This window comes from Janthinobacterium sp. Bl 1 (assembly GCF_058215535.1).
Genome location: NZ_CM177086.1, coordinates 1665201 through 1679081 on the forward strand (window position 1 = coordinate 1665201; position 13881 = coordinate 1679081).

Consider the following 13881-nt stretch of genomic DNA (forward strand, 5'->3'; position numbering starts at 1 on the left):
GCATGCGTGGGCAGGCTTGCAACAATGCTGGCTGCCCGGCGCCAATTCCCGTACCTAGATCACGTATAATCTTCCCTTTAAAGCTGCCGCCACTCTTTGCCAAAAAAACATGAAATCAACTGAAATCCGCGACAAGTTCCTCAAATTTTTCGAGTCCAAGGGCCATTCCATCGTCCGTTCCAGCTCTCTGGTGCCAGGCAACGATCCGACCTTGCTGTTGACGAACAGCGGCATGGTGCAATTCAAGGATGTGTTTACGGGCACGGACAGCCGTCCCTACACGCGCGCCACCTCGGTGCAGCGCTGCGTGCGCGCCGGCGGCAAGCACAACGATCTGGAAAACGTCGGCTACACGGCGCGCCATCATACTTTCTTTGAAATGCTGGGCAACTTCAGCTTCGGCGACTATTTCAAGCGCGATGCGATTCAATACGCGTGGGAACTGCTGACCAAAGTCTATGGCTTGCCGGCTGACAAGCTGACCGTCACCGTCTACATCGAAGATGACGAAGCCTACGATATCTGGGCGAAAGAAATTGGCGTGCCGCTTGATCGCATCATCCGCATCGGCGACAACAAGGGTTCGCGCTACGCATCGGACAATTTCTGGCAGATGGCGGACACGGGCCCATGCGGTCCGTGCACGGAAATCTTCTACGACCACGGCGCCGACATTCCTGGCGGCCCACCGGGCTCGCCTGACGAAGACGGCGACCGCTTCATTGAAATCTGGAACCTCGTGTTCATGCAGTTCAACCGCGACGAAGCGGGTGTCATGCACAAGCTGCCGAAGCCTTGCGTCGACACGGGCATGGGCATGGAGCGCCTGGCCGCCGTGCTGCAGCACGTGCATTCGAACTATGAAATCGATCTGTTCCAGCACCTGATCCGCGCCGCCGCGCGCGAAACGGGCGCCACGGACCTGGAAAACAAGTCGCTGCGCGTGATCGCCGACCACATCCGCGCCGCCGCCTTCATGATCGTCGACGGCATCATCCCGGGCAGCGAAGGCCGCGCGTATGTTCTGCGCCGCATCATCCGCCGTGCCTTGCGCCATGGCCACAAGCTGGGTCAGACGAAACCGTTCTTCTACAAGCTGGTGGCCGATCTGGCCATCGAGATGGGCGGCGCCTATCCCGAGCTGGAAGAAGCGAAAGACAACGTCGCCAACATGCTGAAGGCCGAAGAAGAGCGTTTCGGCGAAACCCTGGAAACGGGCATGAAAGTGCTGGAAGCGCAGCTGGCCAAGGATGCCACGGGCATCGATGGCGCCACCGCTTTTACCTTGTACGAAACCTACGGCTTCCCGCCGGACCTGACGGCCGACATCTGCCGCGAACGCAACATCACCTTCGACCAGGCCGGCTACGACGCGGCCCTGAAGGAAAGCCAGGAACTGTCACGCAAGGGCGGCAAGACGCACAAGGACAGCAAGGTCGAGTACACGGGCGAGAAAAACACCTTCGTCGGCTACGATCAATTGACGTTCAGCGGCAAGGTCGTCGCGCTGTACGCGGCCGGCACGCAGGTCACGGAATTGAAGGCGGGCCAGGAAGGCATCGTCGTGCTCGACACGACGCCGTTCTACGCGGAATCGGGCGGCCAGGTGGGCGACCAGGGCGTGATCGCCTCGGGCGCTGGCAGCTTTGCCGTCAGCGACACCCTGAAAATCCAGGCTGACGTGTTCGGCCACCACGGCGTGCTCGAATCGGGCGTGCTGAAAGTGGGGGATGCCGTCTCGGCGCAAGTCGATACGGCCAAGCGCGCGCGCACCATCCGCAACCACTCGGCCACGCACTTGATGCACAAGGCCTTGCGCGAAGTGCTGGGTAGCCACGTGGCGCAAAAGGGTTCGCTGGTCGACCCGGACAAGACCCGTTTCGACTTCAGCCACAATGCACCGATGACGGCGGAACAGATCGCCGCCGTGGAAACCATCGTCAATAAAGAGATCCTGGAAAACCGCGCCACGCAAGCCCACTTGATGTCGTTTGACGATGCCGTCAAGCATGGTGCGATGGCCCTGTTCGGCGAGAAATACGGCGATGAAGTGCGCGTGCTCGACATCGGCAGCTCGAAAGAGCTGTGCGGTGGCGTCCACGTGCAGCGCACGGGCGACATCGGCCTGTTCAAGATCATCGGCGAAAGCGGCGTTGCCGCCGGTATCCGCCGCGTGGAAGCCGTGACGGGCGAGGGCGCGCTGGCGCTGGTGCAAACCATCAACCGCCGTCTGGTCGAAGCGGCCAATGCCCTGAAGGCGCAGCCGGAAGAACTGACTGCCCGCATCGGCCAGGTGCAGGACCACGTGAAGGCGCTGGAGAAGGAACTGGCCGCGCTGAAATCGAAACTGGCTTCGGGCCAGGGCGATGAACTGGTCACGCAAGCCGTCGATGTCAACGGCATCAAGGTGTTGGCGGCCGTGCTGGACGGCGCCGACGTGGCCCGTTTGCGCGAAACCATGGACAAGCTGAAGGACAAGCTGAAAACGGCCGCCATCGTGCTGGCCAGCGTGGCGGACGGCAAGGTCAGCCTGATCGCCGGCGTGACGGCGGACGCGACTTCCAAGGTCAAAGCGGGCGAGCTGGTGAACTTCGTTGCACAGCAAGTGGGCGGAAAAGGCGGCGGACGCCCCGATATGGCGCAGGCTGGCGGTACCGATCCGAGCGGTCTGGCGAACGCCCTGGCTGGCGTGCCGGCCTGGGTCGGCGAGCGCGTGAAATAAAGCGTAAGCTAGCAGGCATGCGGGGTTTTCGCCCCACAGCCCCTTGAAAACGGCCCGCAGACGGTGTTTGCGGGCCGTTTTGCCGTGTGGAATCTCGTTGTGACACCACAACAGCCGATGAACTATTTTGGTGCAGCGCGTCAATGCCCCTGATTTAGAGTAGTATGTCGAAAATCAGTACAACAAAACAATGGTGGGATATTGATGATGAGCGACACACTACTTGATACCGAGATTATGGAATTTCACAAAGAACTCGACGCGCGAGGCTTGAATTGCCCGTTGCCGATTCTGAAGGCGAAAAAGGCTTTGTCAGAGCTGCAGAGCGGGGAAGTGCTGCGCATCATGGCAACCGATCCCGGTTCCGTGCGCGACTTCCAGGCTTTCGCCAAGCAAACGGGCAATGCCCTGCTGTCGCATGTGCAGACGGGTACCGAATTCGTCTTCCTGATGCAACGCAAATAATTCTGCCAGCCGGGGCCGCCGTGGCGCGGCCTGGTTTTCCTTCCCGAGCCAGCCCTTTTGCTGCCCTGCAGCGTAGCGGCGGACACCCCTGAAATACCCGAAGCTGGATAGTTTAGATGGATTGCTCTAACAAAAAATCGCACGATCGTGCTTAAATTCGGTTCAAGATTCAAATTTCTCTTATAATCGAACGCACAATCAGCACTTGATCCGTCATTTTTATAATTTCCCAAAGGCATAGCTATGAAAGTCTTGGTACCCGTCAAACGCGTGGTCGACTATAACGTCAAAGTCCGCGTCAAGAGTGACGGCACTGGCGTCGATACCGCCAACGTCAAAATGTCGATGAACCCTTTCGATGAGATCGCGCTGGAAGAAGCGATGCGCCTGAAAGAAGCCGGCAAGGTCACTGAAGTGGTCGCCATCTCCTGCGGCGTGACGCAGTGCCAGGAAACCCTGCGCACGGCCATGGCCATCGGCGCCGACCGCGGCATCCTGGTGGAAACGACGACCGAACTGGAACCGCTGGCCGTGGCCAAGCTGGTGAAATCCCTGGCCGAGAAAGAACAGCCGCAACTGATCATCCTGGGCAAGCAAGCCATCGATGACGACAGCAACCAGACCGGCCAGATGCTGGCAGCCCTGCTGGGTTGGCCGCAAGCCACGTTCGCCTCGAAAGTCGTGCTGGAAGACGGCAAAGTCACCGTCACCCGCGAAGTCGACGGCGGCCTGGAAACCCTGGCATTGACCTTGCCAGCGATCATCACCACCGACCTGCGTTTGAACGAGCCACGCTATGTGACCTTGCCGAACATCATGAAGGCAAAGAAAAAGCCGCTCGAGACCGTCAAGCCGGAAGACCTGGGCGTCGACGTTGCGCCACGCCTGAAGACCCTGAAAGTTGTCGAGCCAGCCAAGCGCTCGGCCGGCATCAAGGTCCCGGACGTCGCTACCCTGGTCGCCAAGCTGCGTACCGAAGCCAAAGTCATCTAAGCGGTTTGCCGTCTATCCAGAAAATTACAGGACATACATGGCGATTGTTATTGCTGAACTTACCAATTATCAGGAATAATCATGGTCGCATTAGTTATTGCTGAACACGACAACGCTACCTTAAAGGGCAGCACCCACCACACCGTGACCGCGGCTGCCCAGTGCGGCGGCGACGTGCACGTACTGGTCGCAGGTTCGAACGCATCGGCCGCTGCCGCTGCCGCCGCGCAAATCGCCGGCGTGACGAAAGTCATTGTGGCCGACGCGCCATACTTTGCCGACGGCCTGGCCGAAAACGTGGCCGAGCAAGTGCTGGCCATTGCCGGCAACTACAGCCACATCCTGGCGCCAGCCACCGCCTACGGCAAGAACATCCTGCCGCGCGTGGCCGCCAAGCTGGACGTGGCGCAAATCTCGGAAATCACCAAGATCGATTCCCCTGACACCTTCGAGCGCCCGATCTACGCCGGTAACGCGATTGCCACCGTGCAATCTGGCGACAAGATCAAGGTCATCACCGTGCGCACGACCGGTTTCGACGCCGCCGCCGCCACCGGCGGTTCGGCTGCCACCGAAACCGTCGCCGCCGTTGCCGATGCCGGCAAATCGGCCTTCGTGGGCCGCGAACTGGCCAAGTCCGACCGTCCTGAACTGACCGCCGCGAAAATCATCGTGTCGGGCGGCCGTGGCATGGGTTCGGCCGAAAACTTCCACATCCTGGAACCGCTGGCCGACAAGCTGGGCGCCGCCATGGGTGCTTCGCGCGCCGCCGTCGACGCCGGCTTCGTGCCGAACGACTGGCAAGTGGGCCAGACGGGCAAGATCGTCGCGCCATCGCTGTACATCGCCGTCGGTATCTCGGGCGCGATCCAGCATCTGGCCGGCATGAAAGACTCGAAAACCATCGTCGCCATCAACAAGGATCCGGAAGCGCCGATCTTTGCCGTGGCCGACTACGGCATCGTGGGCGATCTGTTCGAGATCGTGCCGCAACTGGTCAAAGAACTGGGTTAAGTCACACCCCTTCCGGTTTTGTTACTGACAAAGCCACGCCGGCCCGCCCCACACGGCGAGCCGCGCGTGGCTTTTTTCTTGGAGAAAAGAAGATGAGCTATCAAGCCCCGCTGAAAGACATGTTGTTCGTGATGAACGAACTGGCCGGCCTGGCCGAAATCCACACCTTGCCGGGTTGCGAAGACGCCACGCCCGACACGGCCGAAGCCGTGCTGGAAGAGAACGCCAAGTTCTGCGGCGGCGTGGTGGCCCCCTTGAACGGCCCCAGCGACAAGGAGCCGAGCTTCTGGCACGACGGGCAAGTGACGACCTCGAAAGGCTTCAAGGAAGCGTTCAAGGCCTATGGCGAAGCGGGCTGGCAGGGTGTGCAGCATCCGACCGAGTTCGGCGGCCAGGGCTTGCCCAAGCTCCTGGCCACGCCGTGCATCGAAATGCTCAACTCGGCCAGCATCTCGTTCGCCCTCGTCGCCCTGCTGTCGGACGGCGCCATCGAAGCGCTGCTGACGGCCGGCAGTGACGAACAGAAAGCTGTCTACCTGGAAAACCTGGTCTCCGGCAAGTGGACGGGTACCATGAATCTGACGGAGCCGCAGGCCGGCTCCGACCTGGCCGCCGTGCGCACGCGCGCCGTGCCGCAGGAAGACGGCACCTATAAAGTATTCGGCACGAAGATTTTCATCACGTACGGCGAGCACGACATGGCGGAAAACATCGTCCACCTGGTGCTGGCCCGCACGCCGGACGCGCCCGCCGGCGTGAAAGGCATCTCGCTGTTCATCGTGCCGAAGTTCCTCGTCAATGCCGACGGCAGCCTGGGCGCGCGCAACGACGCGCACTGCGTCTCGATCGAGCACAAGCTGGGCATCAAGGCCAGCCCGACGGCCGTGCTGCAATTCGGCGACCACGGTGGCGCCATCGGCACCCTGGTGGGCGAGGAAAACCGCGGCCTCGAGTACATGTTCATCATGATGAACGCGGCCCGCTTCGGCGTGGGCTTGCAAGGCATCGGCCTGGCCGAGCGCGCCTACCAGCAGGCCGTGGCGTTCGCCAAGGACCGCGTGCAGTCGCGCGACCTGGCCGGTCCAGCTGGCCCCGTTTCCATCATCCACCACCCGGACGTGCGCCGCATGCTCATGTCGATGCGTTCGCAAACGGAGGCGGCGCGCGCGCTGGCCTACGTGGGCGCGGCCATCAGCGACGTGGCGCACCACCATCCCGATGCGGATGTGCGCGCGGAAAGCCTGGCAACGTATGAATACCTGGTGCCCGTGATCAAGGGCTGGGCCACGGAAATGTCGCAGGACGTCACGCGCGATGGCGTGCAAGTGCATGGCGGCATGGGTTTCATCGAAGAAACGGGCGCCGCCCAGCATTACCGCGACGCCAAGATTCTCACCATCTACGAAGGCACGACGGCCATCCAGGCGAACGACCTCGTGGGCCGCAAGACGGTGCGCGACGGCGGCGCCGTGGCGAAGGCCATCATCGCCCAGGTGCGCGCCACGGAAGCTCAGTTGGGCGAGCTGACGGGCGCCGACTTCCAGGCCATGCAGCGCCACCTGGCCGAAGGCAGTGCCGCGTTGGAAGCCGTGGTCGAGTACGTGGTGGCGAACATGAAGACGGACATCAAGGCCGTGTTTGCAGGCAGCGTGCCGTACCTGAAACTGGCCGGGATCGTGCTGGGCGGCTGGCAAATGGCGCGCGCGGCCGTGGTGGCGCAGCAAAAGCTGGGCGAAGGCAGCGGCGACGCCGCGTTCTACAAGGCGAAAATCGCCACGGCCCGCTTCTTTGCCGACCACATCCTGTCGCAAGCGCCAGGACTGCGCGCCACCATCATCGACGGCAGCGCCGGCGTGATGGCGCTGTCGGAAGAGCAGTTTTAAGTTGCATCCTTGCCGATGACTGCCGGCTGAATGCAAAAAGCGCTGGAGATCACTCTCCAGCGCTTTTTTTAACCCCAAAAGCAAATTCCGGGGTCGTACCCTCAGGGTACGACCCCAGGCCTTGCTCTTGGGTTCAGCTTACCTTCTGGCAATGCCATTACCCGAATTGCGCACCAAGTCGCCAGCCGCCAGCCCTGGATCCTGGTCAAACGCGAAGTCAGCCTTGGCGCCCGTTTCGTATTGCACGGTGACGGTCCACGTCTTGGCGTTCTTCATGTGGCCTTCGACTTGCTTGCCTGCGTAAGCGCCGCCAGCGGCGCCGGCCAGGGTGGCCAGGTCCTTGCCGCGTCCGCCGCCGACCTGGCGGCCCAGCAGGGCGCCGGCCACACCGCCGCCGATCATGCCCAGCGCGCCGCCTTCGCCGGCTTTTTCAGTGACGTTGACTGCCAGCACCTTGCCGCACTCGGCGCAGATCTGCTGGGCTGGCTTGCTGTTCTGGCCTGCATACGAGTTGCCGGCCTTTTGCGCGGCCTTGGCGTTGATGATGGCCTGGTCGTATTCGCCCTTGGCGTCGCGCAGGCATTGCATGCGGGCTTTCGAGCTGGTTTCTTCTGCACACAATTTCTTGTCGTCCGCGTAGCGGGTGCTGGCTTGCTTCGTGTCGTACGCGTATTGCGCCTTCGGCGACAGGTTTTGCGCGAAGGCGGAGGTGCTGAACAGGGCCGTGATGGCGACTGCGAGGATGAGTGGGCGACGAATCATGATCTTCTCCTAGGGGGTGTTAAATGAACCAGTAATGTCGGCATTGTGAATGCAGTATAGAGGAAAATCATGATTGCTTACCAACACTTACATGTGCGTGCTGTGCGCCTTGATGGTGGCGGTTGCCACATGGAAATTAACCGTAGGCGCCGCCTGTGTACAGCAGGTCGAACAGGCGCGCCATGGTGGCGATCAGCACGCCCGCGCCTAGCATCAAGGTAGCGACCAGCACGACGGCCAGGGGCCAGCCCGTGTCGGACGCACGGCCGGAGGCGGCGTTGTAGCGCGCATCCCATTTGTCGTCCGGCATCAGGCCCAGCACCAGCGCTTCCAGGAAGCCGCCCAAGGCGGACAGGGTCAGCGGCAATATCTGGTAAAACCAGTCCGCGTCGGGAAACAGCTGGCGCAGCAGCAAGCTGGCGGGCAGGGCGGCCAGGTGTAGCCAGCCCCAGCGGTCCTTGGCGCCGTGCAGGTAGAAGCGGTGGGCGCCCAGGCAGCCCAGCAAAAAAGCCAGCAGGCTGGTGAATGCCTTGTTCTTGTGCGACTGTTGCAAAATGGTAGCGGTGGTCATGGGACTCCAGAGTTGCTCATCGGTAAAGATTGTCAGTATCGGTCATTCCCTGCCGCAACGATAGCACTTTCGTGCCGTGTTCAGGCGATGCCGTCGCCGCCTGGACGTGGCATCGGCGGCACGATACACGCACGCGCCTATTGCGTCTTCGGCCATGACTGGTCATAATGTTTGATTAGCCCAAATTACACGCCCGTCATCATAACGCTTGCTGCCTGGCGGTAAAGCGCGCTATAATTTGCGGCTTTTTCCGCCTCAGCACACTTTTTGGAAATATTATGGTCGTTATTCGTTTAGCTCGTGGAGGCGCCAAGAAGCGCCCGTTCTTCAACATCGTCGCTACTGATTCGCGCAATCGCCGCGATGGTCGCTTCATTGAGCGTATCGGTTTTTACAACCCGATGGCGCAAGGTGGCGAAGTTCCACTGCGTATCACCGCAGACCGTCTGGCCTACTGGCAAGGCGTTGGCGCACAATTGTCGCCAACCGTTGCTCGCCTGGTAGCTAGCAACAACAAAGCAGCAGCTTAATTAGATCACTGGTTTGACGGTCAAGACTGCATCCGGGGTGAAAGTCCCCGATGACCTGGTACAGGTAGGCTATGTCTCCGGTGCTTATGGCATTGCTGGCGGAGTCAGGATCACTCCTTTCTCCGCCGACGCGGATGCATTATTAAGCGTCAAAACCTGGTGGTTTGATAAACCGACCTTGCATGATGTTCAAGTCAGGCAAGCGAAGTTACACGGCGGCGACGTCGTGGCCCAGCTGGTGGGTGTGGTCGGGCGGGATGCCGCAGAAGCGCTGAAAGGCGTCTCTGTGCAAATTCCGCGTAGCCATTTCCCGACGCTGACGGCCGATGAATTTTATTGGTCCGATCTGATCGGACTGACAGTCGAGAATTTGCAAGGCGAGTGCCTCGGCACAGTGCACGACATGATGAGCAATGGTCCGCAGTCGATCTTGCGCGTTACGCCCGTCGCCACTGCTGATGAGACCGTTGAAAAGGCGCCTGAGCGCCTGATCCCGTTTGTTGGCCAGTTTGTCATTAACGTTGACAAGGCCGCCAGCAAGATCACGGTCGACTGGGGCCTCGATTATTAAACCGCCTGCGCTTAACAATGCGCCGGGCAAACTTTGCAGGATGGTGAACGATGCAATTTGATGTCGTGACCCTGTTCCCGGAAATGTTTGCCGCGCTGACGCAGTCGGGTGTGACCCGGCGCGCCTTCGAGCAGGGGAAATGTGGCTTGTCGCTGTGGAATCCCCGTGATTTCACGACCGACAATCACCGTACCGTGGATGACCGCCCGTATGGCGGCGGCCCCGGCATGGTGATGATGGCCCGTCCCCTCGAAGCGACAATTACTGCCGCGAAGCAACGCCAGACCGCATTGGGACTGGCGGCGCCCCGCGTGGTGTTCATGTCGCCGCAAGGCCGTCCGTTGACGCACGAGCGCGTCACGCAGCTGAAAGCCGAACCTGGTTTGGTGATCCTGTGTGGCCGCTATGAAGCCGTGGACCAGCGTTTGCTGGACCGTTGCGTCGACGAGGAAATCAGCGTCGGCGACTTCGTTTTGTCGGGCGGTGAATTGCCTGCCATGGCGCTGATGGATGCGGTGATCCGCCTGTTGCCGGGTGTCTTGAACACCGAGGCATCGGCCATCGAGGACAGCTTCGTCAATGGCTTGCTCGATTCGCCGCACTACACGCGGCCGGAAACATATGAAGGCATGGCCGTGCCGCCCGTCTTGATGGGTGGCAATCATGCCGAGATCGTCAAGTGGCGCCGCCAGCGCATGCTGGAAGCGACCGCGACAAAGCGGCCTGACCTCTTGGTCAGTGCGCGCGCCGCCGGCTTGCTCAGCAAGACCGACGAAAAATTCTTGGCCAGCCTGTAAGCCGTCTCCGGACGGCCAGCAGGGTGGCCAGTAGTGCCGGGCATGTTGCCCATATTGTGTTACCCATCCTCTACCGGGCGGATACTTGCTATCCACAGTGCGCCGGCATGATGGTTTTCGGAGTGTTAAAAATGGACTTGATTCAACAATTAGAGCAGGAAGAAATTGCTCGTCTGGGTAAAACCATTCCTGAATTCGCACCAGGCGATACCGTTATCGTCAGCGTCAACGTAGTCGAAGGTACGCGCAAGCGCGCCCAGGCTTACGAAGGCGTCGTTATCTCCCGTCGTAACCGTGGCCTGAACTCGAACTTCATCGTTCGCAAGATCTCGTCCGGCGAAGGCGTTGAGCGTACGTTCCAACTGTACTCGCCGCTGATCGCTTCGATCGAAGTGAAACGCCGTGGTGATGTTCGCCGCGCCAAGCTGTACTATCTGCGTGAGCGTTCGGGTAAATCGGCGCGTATCAAAGAAAAATTGCCAAATCGCCGCGTTGTGGCGAAAGCAAGCGCGTAATATCAGCGTCTGCGTTGGGAAAAGGGTACCGTATGGTGCCCTTTTTTTTATGGTGACACCTCGCCAAACCTGCTGCGCGTCGGTATAGGCAGCCTGCGATGCTCACTGTGCTAGAGCACGGTTGCGCGTCTCGGCTACCTCTTCCTTCCGCTCGCGACGGTTTTGCCAGGTGCTTTTAATCATGAGGGAGGGGCCATGGCCACCATCGCATTTGATCCCAAACAACTTGCCATCGATTCGATCGCCGGCGAGGCGGCGCTGGACGCCGTGCGCCTGACGCCGGACTGGCTGCGCCAGCGCCTGGCCGAACAGCCCGACTGGCAGCCCGAGATTACCCAGGATTTCCTTTCCGCCCGCGCCGTGCCCGTGCGCGCCGCCGTACTCATTCCCCTCGTGCAACGCCCGCAAGGCTTGACCATCTTGCTGACCATGCGCACGGACCACCTGAGCAGCCATGCGGGGCAGGTCAGCTTTCCCGGCGGGCGCAGCGAAGCCTTCGATGCGTCGCCTATCGCCACGGCCCTGCGCGAAACGGAAGAAGAAGTGGGCCTGGCGCGCGAGCACATCGAAGTGCTCGGCTGTTTGCCCGACTACCTGACGGGCACCGGCTACCAGGTCACGCCCGTGGTGGGCCTGGTGACGCCGCCGTTCGAGCTGCGCGCCGATCCGTCGGAAGTGGCGGAAATCTTCGAAGTGCCGCTGGCTTTCCTCATGGATGGCATCAACCATCAGCGCCTGTCGGTGGAATTGCCCGGCGGACGGCGCTCGTTCTACGCCATGCCGTACGAGCGCTTCTACATCTGGGGCGCCACCGCCGGCATGCTGCGCAATCTGTTTCACCTCTTGCGCGCGTAAAATGGCGTCCCGCACGTAATAAGTTTGATTCCAGCACTGCACTGCGCTATCGTAGCGGGCATTGCGGTATTGCTGAAAAAGACAAAAAGGACGTTTGATGACATTTCTCTCCATACTTTGCGCATTGCTGATCGAGCAGCTCAAACCTTTGCGCGCGGACAATCCGATCTACGCCGAAATCAAGAGCCTGGCAATGCGCATGGAGACCTGGTTCAATGCCGGCCACGCCAACCACGGCCGCATGGGCTGGTTCCTCATGATCGGCGTGCTGATGGTGCCGACGGCAGGCATTTACTGGCTCTTGCAGCATTATCAGCTGACCCTGCTGGCCTTTGCCTGGAACGTCCTCATCGTCTACCTGACCCTGGGCTTTCGTCACTACAGCCATTACTTTACGTCCATCCAGCTGGCCCTGAGCGCCGGCGACGAAGCGACCGCGCGCACCTTGCTGGCCGAGTGGACCAAGCTCGACACGGTGGGCATGGAAGCGAGCGAAATCGCCCGCATCGCCGTGGAAAAAGCCCTGGTCACCACGCACCGCAACGTGTTTGGCGTGTTCTTCTGGTTCCTCATGCCGCTGGGCCCTGCCTGCGCCGTGATGTACCGCGTGGCCGAATACCTGGCGCGCGCCTGGAACGAGCCCGAGCACATGCGCAATGAAGCATTCGGCCAGTTCGCCGCGCGCGCCTTTTACTGGATCGACTGGATCCCCGTGCGCCTGACGGCCGTGGCGTTTGCCGTGGTCGGCAATTTCGAGGATGCCATCTATGCCTGGCGCAATTTCGCCCAGCGCTGGCAGGACGAGGCCATCGGCATCATCCTGACGGCAGGCGGCGGCGCCATGGGCGTACGCCTGGGCACGCCAGCGGAAACGGCGGCCCGCGTGTTCGTCACGCCGGACATGGCCGTCGATGACAGCGACAGCGAAAGCGATATCCTGCCAGGCGAAGAGCCGGGTGCACGCGCCTTGCAGAGCACGGTGGGCCTCGTCTGGCGCGCCTTGCTGCTGTGGATGCTGCTGCTGTTGCTGATGTCGGGCGCCGTTTTCCTCGGCTGACGCGGGCGCACACGCGCCATCCATGCGCCTTGCGCGTGGAACAAGGTTAAAATAGGGGCTGGCGCGTGATGCGTGCCGGCCCCTGTTTGCATCGTCAGGGCAGATCGAGGTAGAACCCAAGTCTTCTATAAGATATAATACTGGCTTACCGCAGCAAACGTAGTTGAATTACCAGCCCGGCCTACCCGCCGGGGCCATTCACGCAATCCAGTCCCGACAAGCCACATGGCCGAGTTATCTCAAAAAACAGGGGAACTCTCAGACGAGTTCTTCATCCTTGGTCTCACCAGCAATGGCAAGCAATTCCGACCCAGCGATTGGGCCGAGCGCCTTTGTGGAGTGATGTCCTGTTTCAATCCCGAAGGCGGCGGGCGCAATGCGCACCTCCAGTATTCGCCCTACGTGCGCCCGACCGTCGTCAATGGCGTCAAGTCGGTGGTGGTCAACACCAAGCTGCGCGAGATCGAGCCGATGGCGTTTCACTTCGTGCGCGAATTTGCCAAGGATAACGACCTGCAAATCGTCGAAGCCTGCTTCCTGCCGCCCCCCGAAGAAAAGTAAGTCGTTTCAATTGATGTGCCTCAAACCCGCCACGGCGGGCTGGCGTAGCGTGGCCACTCTGCCTCAAACGGAGTGGCGACATGCGTATCGGCGACATCTGTACCCTGCACACCATCCATTGCCAGCGTGACACCAGCGTGCAGGACGCGGCGCTGCTGATGCGCCAGCACCATGTGGGCGACCTGATCGTGGCCGAACAGCCAAACGGTGAACGCGTGCCCATCGGCATCCTCACCGACCGCGACATCGTCATTTCCGTCATCGCCCTGGGCCTCGACCCGGCCAGCCTGCTGGTGGGCGACATCATGAGCGCGCAGCTGCTCACGGCCAGCGAAGACGAAGACGTCTACGACATCATCGAACGCATGCGCATCAACGGCATCCGCCGCCTGCCTGTAGTCAACAGCCTGGGCGCGCTCTCGGGTGTCGTCAGCATCGACGACCTGCTGGCCTTCCTGGCCGAAGAGATGGCCGAGCTGGCGCGCATCAGCAGCGGCCAGCTCGTACATGAAAAGCGCACGCGCAAATAAGTCCGCATTGCGCAATTCCAATCAAATCCTCGTTACTGGAAAATGCTACAGTCGC

At 60.9% G+C, this 13881-nt stretch carries 15 protein-coding genes; 13 read left to right on the forward strand and 2 right to left on the reverse strand.

What is annotated here, in order from left to right:
• Positions 1-109: 109 nt before the first annotated feature.
• The 5 genes from alaS (at position 110) to AC4BCN_RS07490 (ending at position 7077) form a co-directional block, all read left to right on the forward strand.
• Positions 110-2722: an alanine--tRNA ligase gene (alaS, locus tag AC4BCN_RS07470; RefSeq protein ID WP_490492916.1), complete on the forward strand. Its 2613-nt coding sequence runs from the start codon at positions 110-112 to the stop codon at positions 2720-2722.
• A 207-nt stretch (positions 2723-2929) separates the two neighbouring features.
• Complete coding sequence (locus AC4BCN_RS07475; RefSeq protein ID WP_225317265.1) at positions 2930-3187, forward strand: sulfurtransferase TusA family protein; 258 nt, start codon at positions 2930-2932, stop codon at positions 3185-3187.
• Between the two features lie 243 nt (positions 3188-3430).
• Positions 3431-4180 carry an electron transfer flavoprotein subunit beta/FixA family protein gene (locus AC4BCN_RS07480; protein WP_034759884.1) on the forward strand — a complete coding sequence of 250 codons (750 nt, stop codon included), beginning with the start codon at positions 3431-3433 and terminating at the stop codon, positions 4178-4180.
• 81 nt (positions 4181-4261) lie between these two features.
• The gene (locus AC4BCN_RS07485; RefSeq protein ID WP_490492917.1) at positions 4262-5194 is read left to right on the forward strand and encodes an electron transfer flavoprotein subunit alpha/FixB family protein; all 933 of its coding nucleotides are present in this window, start codon (positions 4262-4264) and stop codon (positions 5192-5194) included.
• A gap of 92 nt (positions 5195-5286) precedes the next feature.
• Positions 5287-7077: an acyl-CoA dehydrogenase gene (locus AC4BCN_RS07490; protein ID WP_490492918.1), complete on the forward strand. Its 1791-nt coding sequence runs from the start codon at positions 5287-5289 to the stop codon at positions 7075-7077.
• A gap of 138 nt (positions 7078-7215) precedes the next feature.
• On the opposite strand, the gene AC4BCN_RS07495 is transcribed toward AC4BCN_RS07490, so the two are convergent.
• A complete protein-coding gene (locus AC4BCN_RS07495; protein WP_034759873.1) occupies positions 7216-7839 on the reverse strand; it encodes a glycine zipper 2TM domain-containing protein in 624 nt (207 codons plus the stop codon).
• Between the two features lie 136 nt (positions 7840-7975).
• A complete protein-coding gene (locus AC4BCN_RS07500) occupies positions 7976-8410 on the reverse strand; it encodes an NINE protein (protein WP_070303694.1) in 435 nt (144 codons plus the stop codon).
• A 278-nt stretch (positions 8411-8688) separates the two neighbouring features.
• On the opposite strand from AC4BCN_RS07500, the gene rpsP reads away from it, so the two are divergent.
• The 8 genes from rpsP to AC4BCN_RS07540 all read left to right on the forward strand — a co-directional run bounded on the left by rpsP (position 8689) and on the right by AC4BCN_RS07540 (position 13826).
• The gene (gene rpsP, locus AC4BCN_RS07505; RefSeq protein WP_010395524.1) at positions 8689-8940 is read left to right on the forward strand and encodes a 30S ribosomal protein S16; all 252 of its coding nucleotides are present in this window, start codon (positions 8689-8691) and stop codon (positions 8938-8940) included.
• Between the two features lie 13 nt (positions 8941-8953).
• Positions 8954-9511, forward strand: a complete 558-nt coding sequence (rimM, locus tag AC4BCN_RS07510) for a ribosome maturation factor RimM (protein ID WP_139090249.1) — start codon at positions 8954-8956, stop codon at positions 9509-9511.
• A 50-nt stretch (positions 9512-9561) separates the two neighbouring features.
• Entirely contained in the window at positions 9562-10308 is a 747-nt protein-coding gene (gene trmD, locus AC4BCN_RS07515; protein WP_046685326.1) for a tRNA (guanosine(37)-N1)-methyltransferase TrmD, read from the forward strand.
• Positions 10309-10439: 131 nt separating this feature from the next.
• The gene (gene rplS / locus AC4BCN_RS07520; protein WP_010395528.1) at positions 10440-10823 is read left to right on the forward strand and encodes a 50S ribosomal protein L19; all 384 of its coding nucleotides are present in this window, start codon (positions 10440-10442) and stop codon (positions 10821-10823) included.
• A 195-nt stretch (positions 10824-11018) separates the two neighbouring features.
• Positions 11019-11678 (forward strand): CoA pyrophosphatase, encoded by a 660-nt coding sequence (locus AC4BCN_RS07525; protein ID WP_456148709.1) that lies wholly within the window; start codon positions 11019-11021, stop codon positions 11676-11678.
• A gap of 97 nt (positions 11679-11775) precedes the next feature.
• A complete protein-coding gene (locus tag AC4BCN_RS07530) occupies positions 11776-12735 on the forward strand; it encodes a CobD/CbiB family protein (protein ID WP_490492919.1) in 960 nt (319 codons plus the stop codon).
• A gap of 225 nt (positions 12736-12960) precedes the next feature.
• A complete protein-coding gene (locus AC4BCN_RS07535) occupies positions 12961-13296 on the forward strand; it encodes a DUF3579 domain-containing protein (RefSeq protein WP_029496213.1) in 336 nt (111 codons plus the stop codon).
• Between the two features lie 80 nt (positions 13297-13376).
• Positions 13377-13826, forward strand: coding sequence for a CBS domain-containing protein (locus AC4BCN_RS07540; protein ID WP_070303693.1), 450 nt, complete (start codon positions 13377-13379; stop codon positions 13824-13826).
• Positions 13827-13881 lie beyond the last annotated feature (55 nt).